21 protein-coding genes and 2 tRNA genes are annotated in these 23,190 nt (G+C 74.6%); 10 read left to right on the forward strand and 13 right to left on the reverse strand.

The window, feature by feature from the left end:
* Positions 1-79: 79 nt before the first annotated feature.
* From HDG68_RS01765 to HDG68_RS01775, 3 genes are all read right to left on the reverse strand, one after another.
* Positions 80-152, reverse strand: a tRNA-Ala gene (locus HDG68_RS01765).
* A 102-nt stretch (positions 153-254) separates the two neighbouring features.
* A complete protein-coding gene (locus tag HDG68_RS01770; RefSeq protein WP_172148677.1) occupies positions 255-1,397 on the reverse strand; it encodes a hypothetical protein in 1,143 nt (380 codons plus the stop codon).
* A 70-nt stretch (positions 1,398-1,467) separates the two neighbouring features.
* Positions 1,468-2,103, reverse strand: a complete 636-nt coding sequence (locus HDG68_RS01775) for a GNAT family N-acetyltransferase (protein WP_172148679.1) — start codon at positions 2,101-2,103, stop codon at positions 1,468-1,470.
* 64 nt (positions 2,104-2,167) lie between these two features.
* On the opposite strand from HDG68_RS01775, the gene HDG68_RS01780 reads away from it, so the two are divergent.
* Positions 2,168-2,821, forward strand: coding sequence for a 5-formyltetrahydrofolate cyclo-ligase (locus HDG68_RS01780; RefSeq protein WP_172148681.1), 654 nt, complete (start codon positions 2,168-2,170; stop codon positions 2,819-2,821).
* Between the two features lie 18 nt (positions 2,822-2,839).
* Here HDG68_RS01780 and HDG68_RS01785 read toward each other — a convergent pair whose 3' ends face one another.
* A complete protein-coding gene (locus HDG68_RS01785; protein WP_172148683.1) occupies positions 2,840-5,509 on the reverse strand; it encodes a penicillin acylase family protein in 2,670 nt (889 codons plus the stop codon).
* 70 nt (positions 5,510-5,579) lie between these two features.
* Here HDG68_RS01785 and HDG68_RS01790 point away from each other — a divergent pair, with 70 nt between their 5' ends.
* The 3 genes from HDG68_RS01790 to mscL all read left to right on the forward strand — a co-directional run bounded on the left by HDG68_RS01790 (position 5,580) and on the right by mscL (position 7,199).
* A complete protein-coding gene (locus HDG68_RS01790; protein WP_172148685.1) occupies positions 5,580-5,918 on the forward strand; it encodes an FmdB family zinc ribbon protein in 339 nt (112 codons plus the stop codon).
* A gap of 106 nt (positions 5,919-6,024) precedes the next feature.
* Complete coding sequence (locus HDG68_RS01795; RefSeq protein ID WP_172148687.1) at positions 6,025-6,669, forward strand: SAF domain-containing protein; 645 nt, start codon at positions 6,025-6,027, stop codon at positions 6,667-6,669.
* Positions 6,670-6,794: 125 nt separating this feature from the next.
* Positions 6,795-7,199 carry a large conductance mechanosensitive channel protein MscL gene (mscL, locus tag HDG68_RS01800; RefSeq protein WP_172148689.1) on the forward strand — a complete coding sequence of 135 codons (405 nt, stop codon included), beginning with the start codon at positions 6,795-6,797 and terminating at the stop codon, positions 7,197-7,199.
* Between the two features lie 25 nt (positions 7,200-7,224).
* On the opposite strand, the gene HDG68_RS01805 is transcribed toward mscL, so the two are convergent.
* Both HDG68_RS01805 and HDG68_RS01810 read right to left on the reverse strand, forming a co-directional pair.
* Entirely contained in the window at positions 7,225-7,404 is a 180-nt protein-coding gene (locus tag HDG68_RS01805; RefSeq protein ID WP_172148116.1) for a hypothetical protein, read from the reverse strand.
* A 21-nt stretch (positions 7,405-7,425) separates the two neighbouring features.
* Positions 7,426-11,685, reverse strand: coding sequence for a hypothetical protein (locus tag HDG68_RS01810; protein ID WP_343037373.1), 4,260 nt, complete (start codon positions 11,683-11,685; stop codon positions 7,426-7,428).
* A gap of 336 nt (positions 11,686-12,021) precedes the next feature.
* Between HDG68_RS01810 and HDG68_RS01815 the strand changes: the two genes are divergently transcribed.
* Positions 12,022-13,236: an MFS transporter gene (locus tag HDG68_RS01815; protein ID WP_246253508.1), complete on the forward strand. Its 1,215-nt coding sequence runs from the start codon at positions 12,022-12,024 to the stop codon at positions 13,234-13,236.
* 49 nt (positions 13,237-13,285) lie between these two features.
* Here HDG68_RS01815 and HDG68_RS01820 read toward each other — a convergent pair whose 3' ends face one another.
* The 3 genes from HDG68_RS01820 to HDG68_RS01830 all read right to left on the reverse strand — a co-directional run bounded on the left by HDG68_RS01820 (position 13,286) and on the right by HDG68_RS01830 (position 15,317).
* On the reverse strand, positions 13,286-13,804 hold the full coding sequence (locus HDG68_RS01820; RefSeq protein WP_172148691.1) for a DinB family protein: 519 nt from the start codon (positions 13,802-13,804) through the stop codon (positions 13,286-13,288).
* Between the two features lie 51 nt (positions 13,805-13,855).
* Positions 13,856-13,928: transfer RNA gene (locus HDG68_RS01825), tRNA-Arg, on the reverse strand.
* A gap of 63 nt (positions 13,929-13,991) precedes the next feature.
* A complete protein-coding gene (locus HDG68_RS01830) occupies positions 13,992-15,317 on the reverse strand; it encodes an ROK family transcriptional regulator (protein WP_343037374.1) in 1,326 nt (441 codons plus the stop codon).
* Positions 15,318-15,408: 91 nt separating this feature from the next.
* Between HDG68_RS01830 and xylA the strand changes: the two genes are divergently transcribed.
* Complete coding sequence (gene xylA, locus HDG68_RS01835; RefSeq protein ID WP_172148695.1) at positions 15,409-16,572, forward strand: xylose isomerase; 1,164 nt, start codon at positions 15,409-15,411, stop codon at positions 16,570-16,572.
* Between the two features lie 123 nt (positions 16,573-16,695).
* Entirely contained in the window at positions 16,696-18,186 is a 1,491-nt protein-coding gene (locus tag HDG68_RS01840; RefSeq protein WP_172148697.1) for a xylulokinase, read from the forward strand.
* 11 nt (positions 18,187-18,197) lie between these two features.
* Here the strand turns inward: HDG68_RS01840 and HDG68_RS01845 are convergent, their stop codons facing one another.
* From HDG68_RS01845 to HDG68_RS01855, 3 genes are all read right to left on the reverse strand, one after another.
* Complete coding sequence (locus tag HDG68_RS01845; protein ID WP_343037375.1) at positions 18,198-19,502, reverse strand: glycoside hydrolase family 28 protein; 1,305 nt, start codon at positions 19,500-19,502, stop codon at positions 18,198-18,200.
* Positions 19,503-19,716: 214 nt separating this feature from the next.
* Positions 19,717-20,316, reverse strand: a complete 600-nt coding sequence (locus HDG68_RS01850; RefSeq protein ID WP_172148699.1) for a dihydrofolate reductase — start codon at positions 20,314-20,316, stop codon at positions 19,717-19,719.
* A gap of 2 nt (positions 20,317-20,318) precedes the next feature.
* Complete coding sequence (locus HDG68_RS01855; protein ID WP_172148701.1) at positions 20,319-21,134, reverse strand: thymidylate synthase; 816 nt, start codon at positions 21,132-21,134, stop codon at positions 20,319-20,321.
* A 43-nt stretch (positions 21,135-21,177) separates the two neighbouring features.
* On the opposite strand from HDG68_RS01855, the gene HDG68_RS01860 reads away from it, so the two are divergent.
* Positions 21,178-21,780 (forward strand): hypothetical protein, encoded by a 603-nt coding sequence (locus HDG68_RS01860; RefSeq protein WP_172148703.1) that lies wholly within the window; start codon positions 21,178-21,180, stop codon positions 21,778-21,780.
* Between the two features lie 4 nt (positions 21,781-21,784).
* Here HDG68_RS01860 and HDG68_RS01865 read toward each other — a convergent pair whose 3' ends face one another.
* The gene (locus HDG68_RS01865) at positions 21,785-22,099 is read right to left on the reverse strand and encodes a hypothetical protein (protein ID WP_172148705.1); all 315 of its coding nucleotides are present in this window, start codon (positions 22,097-22,099) and stop codon (positions 21,785-21,787) included.
* 136 nt (positions 22,100-22,235) lie between these two features.
* On the opposite strand from HDG68_RS01865, the gene HDG68_RS01870 reads away from it, so the two are divergent.
* A complete protein-coding gene (locus HDG68_RS01870; RefSeq protein ID WP_172148707.1) occupies positions 22,236-22,706 on the forward strand; it encodes an OsmC family protein in 471 nt (156 codons plus the stop codon).
* A 3-nt stretch (positions 22,707-22,709) separates the two neighbouring features.
* Positions 22,710-23,186, forward strand: a complete 477-nt coding sequence (locus HDG68_RS01875) for an SRPBCC family protein (protein WP_172148709.1) — start codon at positions 22,710-22,712, stop codon at positions 23,184-23,186.
* Positions 23,187-23,190: the final 4 nt, after the last annotated feature.

Below are 23,190 nucleotides of genomic sequence, written 5' to 3' on the forward strand. Positions count from 1 at the left end.
ACACCCTCCGGCGGGGCGCGGCGTGGCACCCGGAGAACGACGAAGGCCCGGAACCGTGCGGTTCCGGGCCTTCTGCGGGTGGAGCTAGGGGGATTCGAACCCCCGACCTTCTCATTGCGAACGAGACGCGCTACCAACTGCGCCATAGCCCCGTGAAGCGGTAGCAAGATTAGCACCCTGCCACCGCCTCCGGCCAAATCGACCCGCAGGTCACCGCGTGACGTACGTCGCAGCCGCGCGGGCGACGGCGGCCGTCAGCCCGCAGCGCGGCGACGCGCGAGGATCTGCTCCAGCGGCAGACCGAGGGTCTCGGTCCTCGGCCGCGGCTCGTCGCCGGCGGGCTGCGCCGAGTCGCCCGACGGCGGTGCGGCCGAGTCCTCGTGCGTCCCGTGGTCGGGACCGACGGACGGGGCGTCGCTCCCCGACGGTGCCGCCGTCGTCGGACGCGGGGCGTGCACCGGCACGGTCGTCTCCTGCTCACGCCGCGGCGCCTGCGCCTTGGTCACGTAGGTCGGCAGCGGGACGGGGACCGGCTCCCACGGCTCTCCCCCGACGCGCCACGGCGTCCCGCCGGAGGCGCCGAGGACCGGGCCGACGCCCGCCGTCGGGCCGGAATCGACCCGCTCGTGACCGGAGTCGGTCACGCGCCCGGAGCCGGCCGCGCCTCGCTCGGGGTCGGCGTCGTCCGCGCGCTCGGCGCCCGCGTCGTTGCCGGCCGGGGACGACGCCGCACGTGCGCGTGCTGACGGCGTGCCGTCGGTCTGCACCCGCGGGATCATCTGGGTGCTCGTGTCCGAGGGGTGCACGGCCCGTCCCGTGACGCGGGCCCGGTTGCGCGGCGCGTACGGACCGCCGTGCGCCAGGGTGCGGCGCTGAGTGGCGCGCTGCTGCTGGGCCCGGCGCTCGGCACGCCAGCGCGCGTCGGACCGCCGGGCGGACAGCACCGCCAACCGCCCCAGGACGAGCACGACGAGGAGCAGCGCCGAGGGCACCACGGCCGCCTGCCAGACCAGGTAGCCGAGGCCGACGGCGGTCCAGGCGCCCGCCGTGAGCAGGACGAGCGCCAGCGTCATCACCAGCCGGCGCCGCGCGCGGGCGGCGCGCCGCTCCAGGACGGCGAACCGGCCGGGACCGGGAGTCGCCGAGGAGGACCGTGCCGGCGGCGGGCCCACGAGGGGGACGCTCCCACCGGTCCCGCCGGTCGTGCGAGTCGGACGCATCGGCCGCCCCTTCCCTGCTCCGTCGGCCACCGTCAGGACCCGCAGCCCGCCGGAGAACCGGTCGCCCGTGCGGGCGTCGGCGAGCAGCTGACGCCGGTGCACCTGCTGCGGGACCCAGAACCCGAGCAGCAGGACGATCAGCGCGAGGGCTGCGAGTCCTGCCGGCGAGGTGTCCACCCCATGACGGTAGGCGAGCCGGGGCGGCCGGGACCGCACACCACGCGGCGTGTCCGCGACCTGGACGCGGCTACGCGCCGTCGCGCACCTGCTGCCACCGGGCCAGCAGGCCCTGCGGCACCTCCTCCGCGGTCAGCGCGAAGGAGCGGTGGTCGCGCCAGGCACCCTGGATGTGCAGGTACCGCTCGCGGATCCCCTCGTCGCGGAAGCCGAGCTTCTCGACCACCCGCAGGCTCGCCGCGTTCTCCGGGCGGATGTTGATCTCGATGCGGTGCAGCCCGACGATCTGGAAGCAGTAGTCGGTGGCCATCGCCACCGCGGTCGGCACGACGCCGCGTCCGGCGTGCTCGCGGGCGACCCAGTAGCCGATGCTCGCCGAGCACAGCGACCCGAGCTGGATCGCCGACACGGTGAGCTGCCCGGCCAGCGCCCCGTCCAGCTCGATGACGAACGGCAGCGCCGTGCCGGCACGCGCCTGCGACGTCAGCGCACGCACGTACTCGCCGAACGTCGTCGCGCCCGGCCGCTCCCCCGGCGTCGTCGCCTCCCAGGGCTCCAGCCAGTCGGCGTTCACGCGCCGCAGCCGCATCCACTCACCGCCGTCGCGGCGGCGCAGCGGGCGCAGCACCACGGCGCCCGACGGCGTGTCCTCACGCAGCGTCACGGGCCACGGCCTGGTCACGGCCCACCTCTTGGCGTCGCTCATCGCATCCCTCGTCCGTCCCGGCGCGCCGGGTCCACCGTGCTCCGGAGACTGCCACAATGTCACCATGCACGGCGACCTCAAGCCCTCCAGCGTCCACCAGCCCTACCCGGTCGCCCCCGGGATGGAGCCCGAGGACGCCAAGGACGAGCTGCGGCGCGCCATCCGGCACCAGCGCGAGGGCAGGTCGCCGCGACTGCGCGAGGAGGCCGCCTCCGCGTTCGCCGAGGTGCTCGCCACCGTGCCCGCCGTCCAGGAGGCCGACGTCGTGGCCACCTACGCGGCACGCCCCACCGAACCCGGCACCGGTGCCCTGCTGGAGCGGCTCGCCGCCCGCGGCACCCGCATCCTGCTGCCGGTCCTCGGTGCCGGCCTGGCCCGCGACTGGGCCGAGTACACCGGCCCCGACGACCTGCTGGAGCGTGCACCGGGTCGCCCGCCCGAGCCGGGCGGCCAGAACCTCGGGGCGGACGCCATCCTCGAGGCCGACGTCGTCATCTCCCCCGCGCTGGCCGTGGACACCTCGGGCACCCGCCTCGGTCAGGGCGGCGGCTGGTACGACCGCGTGCTCAAGCAGGCACGCCCCGAGGTCCGGGCGGTCGCGGTGGTGTTCCCCGAGGAGCTGTACGACGCCGCCGAGCGCCCCCTGCCGTTCGAGAGCCACGACGTGCGTGTGCACGCCGTAGCCACCCCCGAGGGCTGGTGGCCGCTGCCGGCCTGAGCAGGAGCCGGGCGCGGCTCAGGGCTGCAGCGTGGCGGTCTCCTCCGCGGCGCCCGACACCGCCTCGCGGGAGAACGGGAACGGGAACGACTCCCCCGCCGCCCACGCGTCGAGCTGGTCGCCGTAGTGCCGCGAGGCCGGGTGGCCCGACACCCCGGTGACCTCGACCCACGTCGAGGAGTCCAGGTCGCCCAGGTCCACGACCATGCGCATCGACGGACCCGTCGTGACGGCGAAGCTGCCGGTCGAGGCGTCCCAGGCGGTGGCGTTGACGATGGAGCTGCCGCCGGGCAGCTGCACCGGGCGCGGGTTGACGTAGTCGCGCACCAGCGCCGGCACGTCGTCGCCGCCCAGGACGGGGTGCTGCAGGGACAGCTCGTGCACGGAGCCCCAGTCCCAGTCGGCCGGGTCCTTGGACAGCTCGACGGTGAGGTCCCGTCGGGCCGTGACGAGGGCTCGCAGGAGCGCCTCGTCGCGGGTCTCGACCACGCCGACGGTGGAGCGGTCGTCCCAGAACGGGTCGTCGGGCCGCTCCAGCATGTCGCGGACCACCACCAGCCAGCGGGCGCCACCGGTCGGCGCCATCTGCGGGGGCAGGTCGTCCTCGAAGGTCGCGGCGAGCAGGTTGCGCCACACGGCGTTGAAGTAGGCGGCGGCCGCCGAGTCCGTTCCCGTCGAGTAGTCCCAGCCGGCCAGGAGCTCCTGGCCGGCGGCGTCGTAGGAGTCGGGGATGTCGACGTCGAGCAGCACGGGCACCAGCGCGTCCGCGAAGGGTGACCAGTCGTCCTGCTGGATGCGCTCCATGTCCTCGACCGTGAACGGTCGCCCGGCGTCGATCTGCTCCGTCAGCAGGGAACGGATGCGCTCGGACCGGAACCCGGGGTCCCAGTCGCTCGACAGGTACGGTCGCGTGCCCGCCGGCAGCACGGCCTGGTTGGCAGCGACGACGAACCCGGACTCCGGGTCCAGGGAGCGCGGCATGTCGGCCGGGTCCACGTACCCCTGCCAGTCGTAGGCGGGCTCCCAGCCGGGCCGGGGCCACGTGCCGTCGGAGGGGACGGGTCCCCGGACGCGGTCCCGCACGGGGATCCTGCCCGGCGCCTGGTAGCCGATGTGCCCGTCGGCGGTGGCGAACACGATGTTCTGGGCCGGCACGTCGAACAGGGCGGCCGCGTCCTGCACGTCCTGGGCGCCGGCCGCCGTCATCATGGCGAGCACGGCGTCCGCCGTCCGCCCCGGCTCCAGCGCCGTCCAGGCGAGAGACACCGCGTACTCTCCGAACCCGGTCCCGGTCTCGGTGGGCGCGCCGACGACCTCGTCGACGTCGAGCGCCGACGACAGCACCGGCCCGTGGTCGGTGGACCGCACCTGCAGCTCGATCGGGTCCCCGCCGTTGACCCGGATCGTCTCGGTGCGGGTCTCCATGGGCACCCACTCCTCGGACTCGGCGTCGCGCAGCCACGTGTCGTCGCGGACCCGTTCGATGTAGAAGTCGGTGACGTCGGCGTTCATGTTCGTCAGGCCCCAGGCCAGGTCGGCGTTGTGACCGATGATCACCCCGGGGAACCCGGCGAACCCGAACCCGGCGACGTCGTACGGGCACTCGTCGCCCACCTGCTCGCAGTGCAGGCCGACCTGCGACCACACGCCCGGGATCTCGAGGGACAGGTGCGGGTCGTTGGCCAGCAGGGGCGCGCCGGAGGCCGTGTGCTCGCCGGAGACGACCCACGAGTTCGACCCGGTGCCCTCGCCCCGACCGACCATCACCGGCACCGCGGACACGGCGTCGCGGGCGGAGGCGACCGCCTCGTCGAGCAGTGCCGAACCGAAGGAGGCCGAGGACGTCGAGGCCTGCTCGGCGCGCGAGCCGTCGCCCGTGGCGAGGTCGCTCTGCTGCAGGATCGGCGTGTTGCCGCCCGCGGCGAAGCTCGGGAAGAGCTCGTCGACGAGCTCGACGTCCTCGACGGTGCTGAACGCGAGCGCCCGGTCGAGCTCGTCGTCGTAGTTGCCGCGCAGGTCCCACGCCATCGCCTTGAGCCAGGCCAGCGAGTCGACGGGGTCCCACGGGTCGGGGGCGGACAGGTCCACCCGGGTGCCGAGCACCGTGTACTCGACGCCGAGGTCGTCGGGGCCGCGGTCGGCGAGGTAGGCGTTGACGCCCTGGGCGTAGGCCTGCAGGGCGGCGCGCGTCTCGGGCGAGACCAGGTCCCACTCGGCCTCGGCGACCTCGCGCCAGCCGAACGTGCGGATCACCTGGTCCGCCTGCACCGCTTCGGGCACGTCGCCGACGAGCTCGGCGAGCCGGCCCGCGGTGACGTGGCGGCGGTAGTCCATCTGGAAGAACCGGTCCTGGGCGTGCAGGTAGCCCTGCGCGACGAACAGGTCCTGCGCGTTCGAGGCGGTCACGTGGGGCACGCCCTGGGCGTCGCGCTGCACCGTCACCTCACCCTCGAGCCCCGGGACGGTCTGGGTCCCGCTGACCTCGGGCAGCGGGGCGCGCACGGTGACCACCGTGAACGACACCGAGGCCACGACGGCGAGCACGATCAGCACGCTCAGGCCGACGGCGGCCCGGCGCAGGCGGGAGCCGGGCCTCGGTCCGGCGTCGGGGCGGTCGTCGGGGCGGTCGTCGTCGGCCGTCTGCGGCTCGTCGGGTCCGGTCGGTTCGGAGGTGGCGCGCTCTGACACGCAGGCGAGACTACCGCCCGGCGTATGATTGGCACTCACGCCAACCGAGTGCCAGCCCCGAGGAGTTCTCGTGCCCACCTACGCCTACCGGTGCGCCGACTGCGGCCACGCCTTCGACATCCGTCAGGCGTTCACCGACGACGCGCTGACCGTCTGCCCGGAGTGCTCGGGCACCCTGCGCAAGCAGTACGGGTCGGTCGGTGTGACGTTTAAGGGGTCCGGGTTCTACCGGACCGACTCGCGCGCCGGGTCGTCGTCGAAGAGCTCCGCGGGCGGGTCGTCCTCGTCGAGCAAGGAGTCCTCCTCGGCCAAGGGCTCGTCCTCGTCCGGCGGCGGCAGCTCGTCGGGGTCGTCCTCGTCGGGTTCGGGCAGCTCGTCGGGTTCGGCGTCGAAGGCCGCCTCCGCCTGATCCCGCGGGCCGCGGCCCACCCCCGGTCGCACCGTGCGCCGGACCGTCCACAGACGGGTGTCCGGCGACGGTGGGCCCGGCGCCCGCCGGCCCTACCGTCGCGGGCATGGAACGTGATCTCGCACGTGCGCTGCACCGCATCCGGACGCTGATCTGGCGGGCTCGGTTCGTCGTGGCCGCCGGCTGCTGCGGGCTCGCGGCGGCCGTCGCCGTCGACGCCCTGCGACCGCCCCCGCCCCCGGTCGCGCACGTCGTGGTCACCGCGCGGGAGGTGCCTGCGGGCGCGTCGATCACCGCCTCCGACGTCGCCACCACGGCCGTGGCCACCGACCTGATGCCCGCGGGGCTGGTCACCGACGTCGACGAGCTGGTCGGCCGCACGGCCGCGGTGGCGCTGCCGGCCGGGGTCCCCCTGCACCGTGGCCTGGTCCCCGCCGACGCCGTCCGAGCCCCGGCCGGACGCGTGGTGGTCGCCGTCCGTGTCACCGAGCCGGGCTGGCTGCGCCCGGGAGACCGGGTCGACCTGCTCGCCGGCCAGGGCGACGACGGCGGGAGCCGGCTGGCGCGCCGCGCCCTGGTCCTGCCGCCCCAGGAGGGCCCGGGGTCCGGCGGGTCGAGCGGCGGTCTCCTGCAGGGCACCGGTCCGGCCGCGGACGCGCCGCCGACGCTGGTCGCCGTGGATCCCGACGAGGCCGCCGCCGTCTCCGCGGCGTCCGGCGGACGCACCGTCGTCGCGGTGCTGGTGCCCTGACGCGCGCCGCGGCAGCCGGACGGCCGCCTGTGTCGCGCCGCTCCGCGTTGCGCCGTGGCGTGCCTGCGGAAACAATCGTCCCGGCGCGCGGCCGTCGACGCGCCGTCGGGAGGAGAGGAACTCACATGCTGGCCGGATTCAAGCAGTTCATCATGCGCGGGAACGTGGTCGACCTGGCGGTCGGCATCGTCATCGGCGGCGCCTTCGCCACCGTGATCACCGCCTTCGTCGACGGGCTGCTGACCCCGCTGATCGCGGCCGTGTTCGGCCAGCCGGACCTGACCGCCGTCGGCAACTTCGAGCTCAACGGCGCGGAGTTCAGCATCGGCCTGGTGCTCGACGCGCTGCTGAAGTTCCTCATCGTGGCCGCCGCGCTGTACTTCTTCGTGGTGATGCCGATGAACCACCTGGCCGAGCGGCGTGCCCGCGGCCAGGAGCCCGAGCCGGAGCCGGTCCCCGAGCCCGACGTGGTGCTGCTCACCGAGATCCGCGACCTGCTGGCGGGCGGCGGTCCGCAGCGCCGCCACTGACCCCTTCCCTCAAGCGTCCACGCGGTCACCAGTGGGGCGGGACGTCGCGACGCAGCCGCTCGTCGTTGGAGTCGTGCGCGGCCTCGTCGTCCGACGTCGCGCCCCAGACGGTCTCGCGCTCGGTGCCCCGGCGCACGGCACGGCGGGGGCGACGGCGGACCGCGGCCTCGTCGGGCCGGTCCTGCGGTGCGGGGTCGTCGCTCACCGCCCCATTGTCCCCCGGGTCTCAGTCCGCCGTGGACGCCGACCGCTCCGCCGCCGGCGTCGGCTCGCCGTCGTCGGGCAGCACGGGCACCACGACCTCGGGCGGCACCGGGACGCCGCCCGGGGTGCCGATCCGCTCGTCGCGGACCTGCTGGACCAGCCGGCGCACCCGGTCCGCCTCACCGTCCGGGTCGAGGAACGCCGCCGCCGACCACACCTGCGCGACGGTCCAGCCGAGCCGTTCGAGCCGCTGGGCGAGCTGGCGGTCACGGACGCGCACCGACGGCTCGGCCACGTAGTCGGCGTCGTCGGTGAGCACCGCGACCAGCAGCTCGCCCGGCAGGTCGGGGTGACCGACGGCCAGCGGGACGTGCTCGCCGTCGTCGGTGCCGTAGTCCGTCTCGACCAGGTAGCCCAGGCGCCACAGCCGCTCGCCCAGGTCGGTGAGCAACCGGTCCGGCACCCGGCCGACGTCCACGCCGTTGCCGAGCTCGACCTGGTCGGCGACGCCGCTGCGCTCGGCCGTGACCTCGAGCAGCTCGCGCAGCAGGCGCGGCCCTCCGGCGCGCAGCCGTTCCGGGTCCAGCGCGTCGGCGTCGAAGCAGGAGACCACGTGCAGCCGGCGCCGGGTGGCACCGATCGCGCCGAGCAGCATCGCCGCGCCGCCGTCGGACCCGAGCGCGCCGAACCGGTGCAGCACCCGCCCGTGCGGGGTGCGCCCGAACCCGACCGACAGCAGGATCGTGTCCCGCGACAGCCCGGCCACGCCGGTGATGTCGGCGACGACGACCGGCTCGGGCCGGCGTCCGGAGAAGAACGAGGCCAGCGCCGGGTTGGCACGCACCTCCGAGAGCAGCGCCTCACGGATCCGGTCGGCGTGCGCCGCGGTGATGGTGACGATCCCCAGGGTCTCCTCGGGCCGGGTCAGCGCATGGTCGATGCAGACCTCGATGACCCGGTCCACCTCGGCGCGGGTCGACTCCACGGACCCGGACGACGGGTCGGGCATGCCCGTGCCGTCCACGACGTCCAGGCGCACCAGCTCCTCGGACCGCGGCAGGGGTGCCGGCCGCAGCAGGTCGGCGTACCCGTGGGCGGCGAGCAGCCGGGTGATCGCGGGGTCGCGGCGGTTCTCCTGCGGCGCCAGGGTCACGCGCGGGAGCAGCTCGCCCAGCTCGGCGACGCTCGAGCCCGACGCCGAGCGCGGGTCGCCGACGACGACGACCTGGCGGCCCCGCGCCAGGGCCGGCACGACGACCTCGGTCGGCACGTGCTGGACGGCGTCCAGCACGACGAGGTCGACGGTGCGATGCGCCGGCATCAGGTGCGGCACGAGGGTCGGGGTGGCCAGCACCACCGGCCGCAGCCGGCGGGCCACGTCGCCGTACCGCTCCACCAGGTCGCGCAGGGAGGTCATGCGGCCCTCGATGAGCTCGGCGAACAGCGCCTCGGCGCCGTCGCGGTCCTCCCGCATGGCGCTGCCCAGGTGGGCGCGCGCCGCGACCCGGGCCGGCTGGGACAGGGCGGCCAGGTGCCGCACGTCCAGGTCGCGGAACCGGTGCGCCAGGGCGTCCAGACCGGCGCCGTCCTGACCGGCCAGCGCCGGGTCCTCGGCGAGGATCTGCTCGAACACGCTCGACCACCAGGCCAGGTCGACCTCCGGGCCCACCCGGGAGGCGTCCACCCGGCGGGTGGTCAGGTCGTCGACCAGCGCGCCGAGGCCCGCCTCGCGGGCCCGGCGCAGCAGCGCGGTACGTTCGGGCAGCGTCTCCAGCGCCTCCGGGTCCCCGGCGAGCTGGTGCAGGCGCTCGGCCAGCGCGTCCAGGTCGAGGTCGAGCAGCCGTCCGCCGTGCGTGGTCGGGGCGAGCACCGGCTCCAGCTCGACCAGGTCGATCCGCACCGCCTCGTACGTGTCCTCGATGGTCGCCAGTCCCTCCGGCAGCGTCGGCCAGCCGCCCCGCGAGGAGTGCTCGGCCCACACGTCGCGCTGCTCGGCGACCTGGGTCAGCGCCGCGTGCAGGTCCGGCACGCGGACCCCCGGACGCACCATGTCGCGGGCCCGCTTGCGCAGGCGGCGGCGCGTGAACCAGCCCATCTCGACGTCGTGCTCACGCCGCCACGCACGCGACGCCGTCGCCTGGACCAGGTCCGTCGCCGTGCGCTCGAACACCATCGGGTGGAAGACGTCCAGGGTGCTGCGCATCCCGGCGAGCATCTCGAGCTGGGTGCCCCACGAGCGCACGGTCCGGGGCCGGTCCAGGCCCGTGACCTCGCCGGCGTAGGCGATCTGGCGGCGCAGCTGCGGGAACGTCGTCTCCTTGAGGCGCCGCACGCGGGCCAGCGCGTCCCGCGCCTCGGTCGCCGTGAGCAGGTGGGCGCCGAACCACGGCGTGCCCGAGGGGCGCAGCGTGAACGCGCCGAGCTCGGCCGCACGCTCCAGGTCGCCCGTGACGCGCCGTCGTCGGTCGGCGTCCGTCGCGAGGACCGTGGCACGGTCCAGCCGGACCGCCGTCGACGGCGTCGGACGCTCCGACGTCAGCCGCGCGAGCTCCTGCAGGGCGTCGTAGGCGGACACGCCCCACGGCGCCCGGCGCTGGTGCAGCGCGTCGATGTACCCCGTGAGCTGGGCCCGCGCCCCGATGAGGGCGTCGCGCACCTGCGCCGGTCCGGCGGCGTCCACCTGCTCCGGCTCGGTGGCCATCGCACCCGCGAGGCGTTGCGCCATGTCCTCGCGCCAGGTGGGCCGGGGCGTCACGTCGAGCGAGAGGTTGCCGAGGCCGAGCTCGTCGAGCTGCTGGGCCAGCCGGTCCGCGGCCCGCCGGTGCCCCGTCACGTACAGCACCGAGCGTCCCGCGGCCGCCGCCTCGGCGACGACGGCGGCCAGCGTGCCGGCCACGTCGGCACCGACCGGCGCGTCGACGAACACGTGGTTGCCGGTGGACAGCACGTCGACCACGTGCCGCTGCTGCGGGTCCAGGTCACCCACGCCGCGCTCCCGCGCCGGGTCGGCGTCGCCGCGACGCAGCTCCGGCAGCTCGACGCGCGCGACCCGGTCGCGGGCCTGCTCGGCACCCGCCAGCGCCGCCACCAGCTCGTGGCGGCCGAGGCCGGGAGCGAGCTCGTCCAGGTCGTCGACCAGCGCCTGGCCGGGGTGCACGAACGTGCCCACCAGGGTGCGGTCCTCCCAGCGGAAGTCCTCCAGGTGCTCCGAGGCCAGCCCCGCCACCCGCGACAGCACGTCGTCCGGGTCGAACCCGGCGGCCGTGAACGCCGCCTGTGCGAGCGCCTGCGCGTCCACGCCGACCCCTCGCGCGGCCAGCGTGCGCACGAGCACCGGGTTCACCTCGACCGACGGCTCCAGCGTCAGCTCGTAGTCCGACTCCCCCTCGCCGCGCGGCGTCAGCGTCACCGGACGCAGCAGCATCGGCGCGTGCACGGTCCGGGTCCGCACCGGTCCCGCCCCGGCGTCCGACGGCGGCACCTGGCGTCGCACCCACTCCTCGCGCGCCGCGACGCTCACCACCGGGATCGACGTCGTCACCGGGGGTGCGGCGTCGTCCCCGTCGGGCTGCCCGGCGCTGTCCGGACGGTCGGTGCCGTCCGGCCGCGCGCTGCCGTCCGGCTGCTCCGCACCGTCGTCCGTCCCGGCGGCCCGGATCCCTGCCGACTCGTCGGGCCGGCGGGCGCCGGACGGGGAGTCCGTCCCCGCCTCCGCCGCGCTGTCCCCCGACGTGGCGTCCGCGAGCGCCGTCAGGTCCGCACGACGGTCCCCCGTGGGCTCGCCGGCGGCGTCCACGGGCTCCTGCCACGTCGCGACGCCGAGCGCCAGATAGGTGGGAGCCATGCCGTAGCGCGCCGCGTACTCCGCGGACCGCACGACGACGGTACGCGCGCGCCGTCGCGCCCGCGGGAACGTCGCCGGCTCACGGACCAGGTTGGACAGGCGCGTGGGCCGTCCGGCGAAGAGCTGGGCCACGCCGGACGGGTGCGCGGCCGACAGGTCGACCACCGCCTCGCCCAGCAGACCGACGTCGGCCAGGCTCTGCCCCCCGACCATCTCCACCAGGCCGGCGCGCCACTGCCGCACGGCGTCGACCATCGGGCTGGAGGTGGTCGGTCCGGCGGGCGCCGACCCGGCGCCTGCGGCGCCTGCACGGTGCTCGGGCTGCCCGACGGCGGGCCCGGACGGCGCGGCGGGGACGTCCCGGTCGACCGGGGCGTCCTGCGGCTCGGCCACGGGTTCGGCCGCGGCCACGGCGGAGGATCGGCGCAGCACTCTCACCCGTGCACGGTATTCCCGCCGGGGCGGGCGGCCGTCGTGGCACGCCGACGGAGCCACGAATACACCGACGCCCCCACGGGTCGGGGGGGGATCCGCGGAGGCGTCAGCCGACACCGACGTCGGGTGCGAAGCAGCGCGCACCGTGCAGGGGGTGAACGGCACGCGCTGCCTCCGGCAGTCTGGCGGGTGAAACGTGCGGCGTCAACAGGCATTTTGTCCTGGATCGGTATACCTTTCGCCAACCCGTCGACTCACCGTCTCCGCACGGCCGACCCGGGCCGGGCAGACCGTTGGCGAGCACCGCCGTCGTCGCCGTACCCTCCCGAGGTGCGGCGCATGCTCGAGGCGATCACCCCCGCCCGGATGGGGACCCCCTTCCGCTGGCTGCTCGCCTCCAGCTGGACCAGCAACATCGGCGACGGCATCGCCCTGGCCGCCGGCCCCCTGCTCATCGCCTCCCTCACCGACTCCGCGTTCCTCGTCGCCCTCGCCGCCCTGCTGCAACGCCTCCCCTGGGTGGTCCTCGGACTCTGGGCGGGGGCGCTCGCCGACCGGCTCGACCGCCGCCGGCTCGTCATCGTCGCCAACGCCCTGCGCGCCGTCGTCGTCGCCGTGCTCTGCGCCTTCATCGCCACCGACCACGTGGACGTCACCGTCGTCCTCGTCGCCATGCTGCTCATGGGCGTCGCCGAGGTCTTCGCCGACACCACCGCCCAGACCCTGCTGCCCATGGTCGTCGCACCCCGCGACCTCGGCACCGGCAACGCCCGCCTCCAGGCCGGGTTCCTCACCGGCAACCAGCTCGTCGGCCCACCCGTCGGCGCCGCACTCTTCGCCGCCGGCACCGCCTGGCCCTTCGTCGTGCAGGTGGTGTGCGTGACGCTCGCCGTGGTGCTGGTCAGCCGGATGGCGCTGCCGGCGGTGCCCCCGCCGTCGTCGTCCGGGACCCGCCGCGAGATCCGTGACGGGCTGCGCTGGCTGTGGCACCACCCGCCGGTGCGCACGCTCGCGCTGGTGATCTTCTCGTTCAACCTCACCTGGGCGGCGCCGTGGGGCGTGCTGGTGCTGTACTCGCTGGAGCGGGTGCAGATGGGCCCCGTCGGCTACGGGCTGCTCATCACGTCCTCGGCCGTCGGCGGGATCCTCGGCACGCTGCTGTACGGGCGGCTGGAGCGTCGGTTCTCCCTCGCGAACCTCATGAAGGTCTGCCTGTCGCTGGAGGTCGTGTTCCACCTGGTGCTCGCCCTGACCACGACCGGCTGGGTGGCGATGGTGTGCCTGTTCATGTTCGGCGCGTACACGTTCGTGTGGGGCACGGTCTCCAACACGGTGCGTCAGCGGGCCGTGCCCACCGCCTACCAGGGGCGGGTCGGATCGGTGTACCTCATCGGACTGTTCGGCGGCATCGTGGTCGGCAACGCCCTCGGGGGCGTGCTGGCCGAGTGGTGGGGGTTGACGGCGCCGTTCTGGTTCGCGTTCGTCGGCGCCGGGATCACGCTCGCGCTGGTGTGGCGCCAGCTCGCGCACATCGCGCACGCCGAGGCCCCCTGACCCGGCGTTGTGGGGCGGCGCGACGGGATCCCCGCACGACGAGGTACGGCTACTCCCCGGTCGCTCCGTCGGCCAGCTCGCGGGCGACGTCGAGGTGCCCGGTGTGGCGGGCGTACTCCTGGAGCACGTGGAAGCAGATCCACAGCAGGGTCGGCGGGTCGGCGGTGAAGCGCCCGCCGACGGCGGCACGGTCGGCGAGGTCGTGCCCGACCAGCACCGCGCGGGTGCGCTCGCCCCCAGCCTGCAGGGCGTCGACCAGGGCGGCCGCGGTGACGCCGTCGGGCACCTGCCAGGGACCCTCGGGGTCGTTATCGGCGTGGTCGCCCCACGGATCGTCGACCTGCTCACCGAGGAACCCCCACACGAACCAGCGTCGCTCCACGTGGACCAGGTGGACCAGCAGCTCGGCGGGTGTCCACCCGGACGGCAGCACGCTGGTCGTGAGCTGGGCGTCGGTGAGCCCTTCGAGCTTCCGCGCGACGGCGGCCCGGTAGTAGTCGAGGTAGGCCGCGAACTGGGCGGCCGGGTCGGCGGAGTCGAGGCGGGGTTCGACGTCGGAGAGCGGCATGCTCGCAACGTACGACGCGCCCGGACCGAATTGACGACCTGTTGACCAAAGTGCGCCTGATTGGATTCGAACCAACGACACCCGCTTTAGGAGAGCGGTGCTCTATCCCCTGAGCTACAGGCGCTCGTCGCCCCGATGACCGCGGCGACGCCCCACAGCCTAGCGCCCAAGCCCGCGAGAGCAGGAATCAGCCCCACGCGGCCGGGTCGGCCACGACCTCGCGCAGCACCTCGCGTGCTCCCCCGCTGAGCGCCGCGTGGACGCCGGCCCGCGCGGACCGGACCGCCACCGGCGCGAACGGCGCCGCGAGCACCCGCTCGGCCAGCCCTGCCTCGACCGGCTCCCGCAGCCAGGACCCCAGGGCCGTGTACACCCCGCCGAGCACGACGGTCGAGACGCCCGTGAGGTTCACGAAGTCCGCGAGCGCCGAGCCGAGCGCCTGCCCGGCCCGCCCGACGGCGGCACGTACCTGCGCGGCCGGGGTGGCGTCGTCGGACGGCAGAGCGCCGGGACCATCGACGACGCCGGGGCCGTCGCCGCCCGCCCGGGGACCGCCGTCGGACCGCAGCAGTCCGACGAGCTCGCCGAGCGGCGCGTCCCCGGGCAGCCCGGCGGCCCGCAGGATCGCCTCCTTGCCGGCGTACTGCTCGAGGCAGCCGTGCGCGCCGCAGGTGCAGCGCGGCCCGGCGGGGTCGACGACGACGTGTCCGACCTCGCCGTTCCACCCGCGTTCGGCGAGGAACAGGGCGCGGTCGACGACGATGCCGGCGCCGATGCCGACGTCCCCGGAGACGTAGAGAAAGGAGTCGGGGGCGTCGCCGGCGAGCTCGGCCAGGGCGGCGAGCTTGGCCTCGTTGGCGACCTGGACCGCGACGTCGGGCAGTCCGAGCAGCGGCACGGGGTCGAGGGAGGACCAGCCGAGGTTGGGGGCGACCTCGAGCTCGCCGGTACGGGCGTCGACGAGGCCGGGCAGGGCGAGGCGGGCGCCGGCGACGCGCATGCCGTCGGCCTCGAGGCGGCTGACGGCATCGGACGCGAGGGCGCCGAGGCGAGCCAGGACCGCGGTGGGGTCGGAGTCGTGGAAGGCGCCGGGTTCGACGTGCTCGGCGACGGTGTCGCCGGCGAGGTCGAGGGCACGCACGCCGAGGTAGTCGACGTTCACCTCGAGCCCGAGGCCGACGACTGTCCGTGGCGCGGGGACCAGTGGCACGGCGGGGCGGCCGGCGCGCTGGGTGGCCACGGGTGGGAGCTCGACGACGAGGCGGGCGGCGACGAGGCGGTCGACGAGGGTGGAGACGGTCGCTCGGGTGAGCCCGGTGGCGGCGGCGACGTCGGCGCGGGACGGTGGGACGATGGCCGGCTCGCCGGGCGAGGTGGCGGCCGCGGCGTCGTAGACGGCCCGTGCGACGAGGCGCAGGTTGCGTTCGCGCAGGGTGTGCTGGCGCGAGGCCCGCTCGCCGGAGCCGGCGGACGCACCCGCGGTGCGCTGCGTCGTCGTCGGCTGTGCGGTCACGCCTTGACTGTAGCCCACCGACGCGCAATAGTTCAGCCGTACAACAAACGCCGCGGCCGTCGCCCGGCGACCGACTCGACGAGGAGAACCCGTGAGCGACATCAAGTACTCGTTCGGCCTGTGGACCGTCGGCTGGCCGGCCAACGACCCCTTCGGCTCCGCCACTCGGCCGGACCTCGACCCGGCCGAGTCCGTGCGCAAGCTCGCCGACCTGGGCGCCTGGGGCTTCACGTACCACGACAACGACGTGTTCCCCTTCGGCGCCTCGGAGTCCGAGCGCCAGGCCGGCATCGACGCCGTCAAGAAGGCCGCCCAGGAGTCGGGCCTCGTCTGCGAGATGGTCACCACCAACACGTTCAGCCACCCGATCTTCAAGGACGGCGCGTTCACGTCGAACAACCGCGACGTGCGCCGCTTCGGCCTGAAGAAGGTGCTGCGCAGCGTCGACAACGCCGCCGAGATGGGCGCATCCACGTTCGTCATGTGGGGCGGCCGCGAGGGCACCGAGTACGACAACTCCAAGGACCTGCACGCCGCGCACGCCCGGTACGCCGAGGGCATCGACACCGTCGCCGCCTACATCAAGTCCAAGGGCTACGACCTGCGCATCGGCCTCGAGCCGAAGCCGAACGAGCCCCGCGGCGACATCTTCCTGCCCACCATCGGCCACGCCATCGCCCTGATCGACACGCTCGACAACGGCGACATCGTGGGCCTCAACCCCGAGACCGGGCACGAGCAGATGGCCGGCCTCAACTACACCCACGGCCTCGCCCTGGCGCTGTACTGCGGCAAGCTGTTCCACATCGACCTCAACGGTCAGCACGGGCCCAAGTACGACCAGGACCTCGTGTTCGGCCACGGCGACCTGCTCAACGCGTTCTTCACCGTCGACCTGCTGGAGAACGGGTTCCCGAACGGCGGTCCGCGCTACGAAGGGCCGCGCCACTTCGACTACAAGCCCTCGCGCACCGAGTACCTCGACGGCGTGTGGGAGTCGGCCAAGGCCAACATGGAGACCTACGACATGCTCGCCGCCAAGGCGGCCGCGTACCGGCAGGACCCGGAGGTCCAGGCCGCGTTCGAGCACGCCGGGATCTTCGAGCTCGGGCAGTCGACGCTGGCCGAGGGCGAGTCGTTCGACGCCTTCATGGCCGACACCTCGGTCGAGGGCATCGACGTCGACGCCGCCGCCGAGCGCGACTACGGGCTGGTCAAGCTGCACCAGCTCGCGCTGAAGCACCTCATCGGCTGACCCCACCGTCCGCACACCCTCCCCCCGGGGTGCCGACGGCTACGAAGTGCTGCAGTATGCGGCGCTGACTGCAACACTTCGTAGCCGTCGGCCCGGCGGGACCCAGACACTCCCGGAGCGAAGATGCCCCTCGTGGCCGGCGTGGACACCTCCACGCAGTCCTGCAAGATCGTCGTGCGCGACGCCGAGACCGGCGCCCTGGTGCGCAGCGGCTCCGCCAAGCACCCCGACGGCACCGAGATCCACCCCGACCACTGGTGGGACGCCTTCCGCGAGGCCGCACGCGAGGCCGGCGGGCTCGACGACGTCGCCGCGATCGCCGTCGGCGGCCAGCAGCACGGCATGGTCGCCCTCGACGCCGACGGCCGCGTCATCCGCGACGCCCTGCTGTGGAACGACACCCGCTCCGCACCCGCCGCCGAGGACCTGATTCACGAGCTGGGCGACGGCGACCGGACCACCGGCGCCCAGCGCTGGGCCGACGTCACCGGCTCCGTCCTCGTCGCCTCCCTGACCATCACCAAGCTGCGCTGGCTGCGCGACGCCGAGCCCGACAACGCCGCCCGCGTCGCCGCCGTCGCGCTCCCCCACGACTGGCTGAGCTGGCGCATCGCCGGCTACGGCCCGGCCGACTCCTCCCCGCTCGGCCCCGACCTCGACGCGCTGTGCACCGACCGCTCCGACGCGTCCGGCACCGGGTACTACGACGCGCAGGCGTCCGACGGCGGGACCACCGGGGCGTACCGCCGCGACCTGCTGCGCCTCGGGCTCGGCCGCGACGACGTCGCGCTCCCCCGCGTCCTCGCCCCGTCGGAGCCGGGCGGCGTCGCCCACCCGTCGATCGCCGGCGGTGCCGTCGACGGCGGCGCGCTCATCGGGCCCGGCACCGGCGACAACGCCGGCGCCGCCCTGGGCCTGGGCATGCAGCCGGGCGACATCGCGATCTCCCTCGGCACCTCCGGCGTCGTCTCCGCCGTCGCCCCGCGCCGCACCGCGGACGGCTCCGGCGCGATCAACGGGTTCGCCGACGCCACCGGCAACGCCCTCATGCTCGCCGTCACGCTCAACGCAGCCCGCGTGCTCGACGCCGCCCGCAGCGTGCTCGGCGCGAGCTTCGACGAGCTCTCCGACCTGGCCCTCGCCGCGCCGGCCGGGTCGGACGGGCTGGTGCTCGTGCCCTACCTCGAGGGCGAGCGCACCCCCAACCGCCCGGACGCCACCGGCACGCTGCACGGCGTCCGGCTGGCCACGTCCACGCGGGAGCACCTCGCCCGCGCCTACGTCGAGGGCATGCTGTGCGGGCTGGCGGACGGCCTCGACGCCCTGCGCGCCCAGGACGTGCCCGTCGAGCGGGTGCTCCTCATCGGCGGGGCCGCCCAGTCCCCCGCCGTCCAGGAGGTCGCCACCCAGGTGTTCGGGCTGCCGATCTCCGTCCCCGAGCCCGGCGAGTACGTGGCCGACGGCGCGGCCCGGCAGGCGGCGTGGGTCCTCGCGACTGCCGGATCCCCGGGCGCCGGCGCGCCCGAGTGGTCCGCCGCCGTCGCCCGGACGCTCGACGCCGACCCCCGCCCCGTGGTGCGCGAGCAGTACGCGGCGGTGCGCGACCTGGTCTGACGTGCCACGCCCTACCTCGCGGGGCTCGTGACCTCGACCGGGAGGTAGGGCGCCTGCTCGGCCACCACGGCCGGCCCCTCGACGCCCGCGACCCGCACCCGGGAGAAGTGCGCGCCAGTCAGGAACCCGACCCGGAAGCCGGCGCGCACCACGGCGTCGACGCCGTCGGCCATCGCGGGGACACCCGGCTCGGCGTCCGCGGCGAACGAGATCGAGACGTCGTCGAACGTCACGTCGTCGAGCGGCTGCTCCGGCAGCCCGTACAGGTACCCGGCGGCGGCGTGGACGTCGCGGGCGGAGACATGGGCGACGTGGATGCGGCGGAAGACCGGCGTCGTGCCGTCGACCGGGTGCTGTGCGCGGTCGGCGACGGACGGGTCGTCACCGCCCGGACCGCAGAAGTAGAACGGGTTGACCACGAACGGGCACATCACCCCGCGCATGATCACGTTGACCACGCGGACGTCCTCAACCACGCCGCCGCGCCCGCGCCGGGACTTGAAGCGGATGCCCCGGTCGGTCCCCTCGAACACGCAGTTGCTGATCACGACGCCCCGCACGCCGCCGGACATCTCCGAGCCGAGGACGACACCGCCGTGCCCGTGCACCATCGTGCAGTTCGTGATCGTGATGTTCTCGCAGGGCACCCGTTCCGGGGAACGCTCGGTGCCGGCCTTGATCGCGATGCAGTCGTCGCCGACGTCGATGTGGCAGTCGCTGATACGCACGTTGCGGCTCGACTCCGGGTCGATGCCGTCGGTGTTGGGCGAGTCGGGCGGGTTGACGATCTGCAGGTTGGTCAGCGTCACGCCGTCGCACAGCAGCGGGTGGACGGTCCACGACGGCGAGTCGCGCAGGGTCACGTCGCGGACGGTGACGCGCCGGCACTCGTGCAGGCCGAGCAGGGTGGGACGCGGGTGGGCGAGCTCGTCTCGGCGGTGGCGGAACGTGTCCCACCACGGGGCGCCCTGGCCGTCGATGGTGCCGAAGCCGGTGATCGACACGTTCGTCTCGCCGCGCGCGTACAGGCACGGCTGGTGGATCGTCTCGGGCGCACCCTCCCACCGTCCCTCGACCGGCGGGTAGAGGGACGGGTCGGGCACGAACCGCAGGACCGCGCCGGCCTCCAGGTGCAGCTCGACGTGCGAGCGCAGGCGCAGCGACCCGGTGGGGTGCACACCGGCGGGGACGACGACGGTCCCGCCGCCGGCAGCGGCCGCCGCGTCGATCGCAGCCTGCCAGGTGTCGGTCTCGAGCGCGCCGGCGTCGGGGGTGCGGCCGTCGGTCGTGCGGTCGGTCGTGGGGTCGGTCAGCACTGACTCGCCTCTCGGTGGTGTCGCGTCCGGCTCGCGGTCTGGGGAACCGGTTTCTGGCACGCTATCCGCCCTGCCGCGAGGTAGGCAACATCTCGTCGAGGGAGGCGAGCGCGGCGCGAGGTAGGGCGGATCGCCTACCTCACGAGAAAATTGCCTACATGGGCGCGAAGTTGCCTACCTCGCGAGACGATTGCCTACCTGGCGGGGAGTTTGCCTATCTCGCCGCGGGACGACGGCGGTACGTGCGGATGCGGTAGCGCAGGCCGTCCGGGCCCGACGACGGCACCCACCCGCCGTCGTCGGCCCCGGCAGCGCCGGCCTCGACCGCATCGTCGGTGTCCGCACCGTCGAGCCACCACTCCGCGGGGTCGACGTCGGGCGCGTACACGTCACCGGCCACCTCGAGGTCGATCTCGGTGACGACGAGCCGGTCCGCGAGCGCCAGCGCCTCGGCGTAGACGCGCGACCCGCCCATGACCCAGACCTCGTCGCCGCCGGGTGCTTCGGCGGCGAGCCCCAGCGCCGACTCGAGCGACGCCGCCACCCGGACGTCGTCGCGCCGGGCAGCCACGGCGAGCGCCAGGACGTCCTCGGCAGCACCGCGCGTGACGACGACGTTGGTCCGCCGCGGCAGGGGTCGCGCCCGGTCCGGGAGCGAGGCCCAGGTGAGCCGTCCCATGACCACGGGGTGTCCCGCCGTCGTGCGTTGGAAGTGCGCGAAGTCCTCGGGGACGTGCCAGGGGATGCCGCCGTCGACCCCGATGACGGCACGGCCGGCGGCGTCGCGGGCCTGGGCCCAGATGAGTCCGATCATGCTCAGACGGCGACCGGTGCCTTGATGCCGGGGTGGTGCTGGTAGCCGAGGACCTCGATGTCGTCGAACTCGTAGTCGAAGATCGAGTCCCGGGGTGCGAGCCGCAGGGTTGGGTAGGGGTAGGGGTCGCGGGCGAGCTGGCGTTCGACCTGCTCGACGTGGTTGTCGTAGATGTGGCAGTCGCCGCCGGTCCACACGAAGTCGCCGACCTCGAGTCCGGTCTGCGCGGCGACCATGTGGGTCAGCAGCGCGTAGGAGGCGATGTTGAACGGCACGCCGAGGAACAGGTCGGCGGAGCGCTGGTAGAGCTGGCAGCTCAGCTTGCCGTCGGCGACGTAGAACTGGAACATCACGTGGCAGGGCGGCAGCGCCATCTGGTCGACCTCCGCCGGGTTCCAGGCGGTGACGACGTGCCGGCGCGAGTCCGGGTTGGTGCGGATCTGCTCGACGACGGCCGCGATCTGGTCGAGGTGGCGGCCGTCCGGCATCGGCCAGGAGCGCCACTGGACGCCGTAGACAGGACCGAGCTCGCCGTCGTCGTCGGCCCACTCGTCCCAGATGGTCACGCCGCGTTCCTGCAGCCAGCGCACGTTGCTCTCGCCCCGCAGGAACCACAGCAGCTCGTAGAGCACGGACTTCAGGTGCACCCGCTTGGTCGTGATCAGGGGGAACCCGGCGGACAGGTCGTAGCGGATCTGGCGCCCGAACACGCTGCGGGTGCCGGTCCCGGTGCGGTCACCCTTGGGGGTGCCGGTGGCGACGACGTCGCGCAGGAGGTCCTCGTACGGGGTGGGGATCGACGCCGCTGCTGCGCTCATGTGCGAGAGTCTACGGACCTCGTCCCCGTCGGAAGGAGCCGCCGTGCCGCGACGTGCGATGCCTGGACGCGGGTTCGCCACGGGTGGGCTGGCCGGGCTGGTCTCGGTGCTGGTCGTGCTGCTGGTGGCGGCGCGGATCGGACGTCGGCTCGACGAACCGGGCGTGTGGGTGGGGATCGCCGTGCTGGTGACGGTGGCGGTCCTCGCGGTGCTGGGCTGGTTCGGCTTCACCAGCGCCAGGGTCCGCGGCCAGGTCCGGCGCGTCGAGCGGTACCGGCCGGGGGTGCCGCTGGTGGTCGGGCGTCCGACGACGGCACTGACGGCCGAGGCGCGGTCGTTGCGTGCCGGGACGCGCGGCCTGCCCCCGGACTGTCCCGACCGGGAGCACGTGGTGTACGCGTTCGGCCCGGACCGCGTCGAGCTGTGGGTGCGCGGGGACGACTCTCCGCGCTGGTGGGTGACGCTGCCGGCGCCGGTCGCCACGGGCACCGCCCGCCCCGGGAGCCGGGAGCTGACCGCCCTGACCATCCGCGACGCGGCGGCGCGGCTGCAGCTCGTGCCGACGTCGCACGAGGCGCGCGCCTGGCCGTCGGCGGCGCACCGGGAGGCCGCCGTCGTGCGTGCGCAGGAGCTGCTGGTGCGGTGAGGCCCTAGTCGTCGGCGCCGTGCCGGGGGCGATGGTCGAGCTCGACGGGCTCGTCCGACCGGGTGAGCGGGTCGTCGCGGAAGTGGGCGCCCTGCTCGACGGGGCGGTGGCCCGCCTCGGTGCCGCTGTCGGGAGCGTCGCCGTCGTCGTCCGAGCCGCTGTCGGGAGCGTCCTCGGCGGCCGCGACGTCCGGACCGGTGGCCCAGTCGCGGTCGGGGTGCGGGTCGCCGTCGCCCTCGGCCGCCGGCACGGCGCCGTCGTCCAGCTCCTCGGGCAGGATCTTGCCGGAGCCGAAGTCGGACTTGTCCCGTGTGCTCATCCCCTGATCGTGGCACCGTCGAGGCCCGCTCGCGCGGCGTGCGCGGCCCGCGGGCCCGCCGTCGGACCTGCAGCCGCGCGCCGCCCGCCACCCCTCGCGCTCATGGTGCGGGCCGGTCGGTGGGAGGATCGGGGGCATGACCGACCAGAACCTCACCGAGGAAGCCCCCGCCGCCGTCACCCCGACGCCCACCGACCCGCTGTGGGTGGAGCGCACCGGCACCCGCACCTACCGCGGGTACACGGCCCGGGGCGCGAGCGTCGAGATCGGGCCGGCCTCGGCGGGCGCCGTCTTCACCCCGGGCGAGCTGCTGAAGATCGCGCTGGCCGCGTGCGCGGGCATGTCCAGCGACACCAAGTTCGCGCGCGTGCTCGGCGACGACTACGAGACCACCATCCGGGTCGAGGACCCCAAGGACATGGCCGAGGACCTGTACCCGGTGCTCACCGAGAAGTTCGAGATCGACCTGTCCGGCCTGGACGACAAGACCCGCGAGAAGACGCTGCTGCTGGCCCAGCGGTCGATCGACCGCGCCTGCACCGTCGGACGCACGCTCAAGGCCGGCGCCGAGGTGCCGCCCGCGGAGTTCCACCAGCCGGAGTCCTGACCGGTGGCCGCCTACCGGGTCGAGGTCGCACGGGTCGTGTCCGTGCCGGCGAGCGTCGCCTTCGCGTGGGTCGCCGACCCGCGCACGCATCCCCGGTTCATCCCGCTGACGCACCTCGTGCCGGAGCCGACGGCGCCCCTCGGGCCGGGCGACGAGTTCACCATGGTCAGCGGCCCCGGTGTGCGCCGCGGGCTGCCCGGGTTCGCGGACACCATGGTGATCACGACCGAGGAGCCACCGACGGCCGGACGGGTCGGGCGCAGCGCGGTGCGCAAGGTGGGCCCGTACCTGGTCGGGGAGGCGGGGTTCGACGTCGTCGCGGTCGACGAGCACCGCTCGCGCGTCGTGTGGTGGGAGGAGGCCCGGTTCGCCGGTCCGTGGCCGCGCCGCCTCAACGAGCGCGCCGTCGGGCTGTTCCTGCGCGGCATGATGCACCTGTCGCTGCACCGTCTGGCTCGCCTCCTGCGGCGGCATCGGTAGAGTC

This window comes from Isoptericola chiayiensis (assembly GCF_013149805.1).
GTDB lineage: Bacteria > Actinomycetota > Actinomycetes > Actinomycetales > Cellulomonadaceae > Isoptericola > Isoptericola chiayiensis.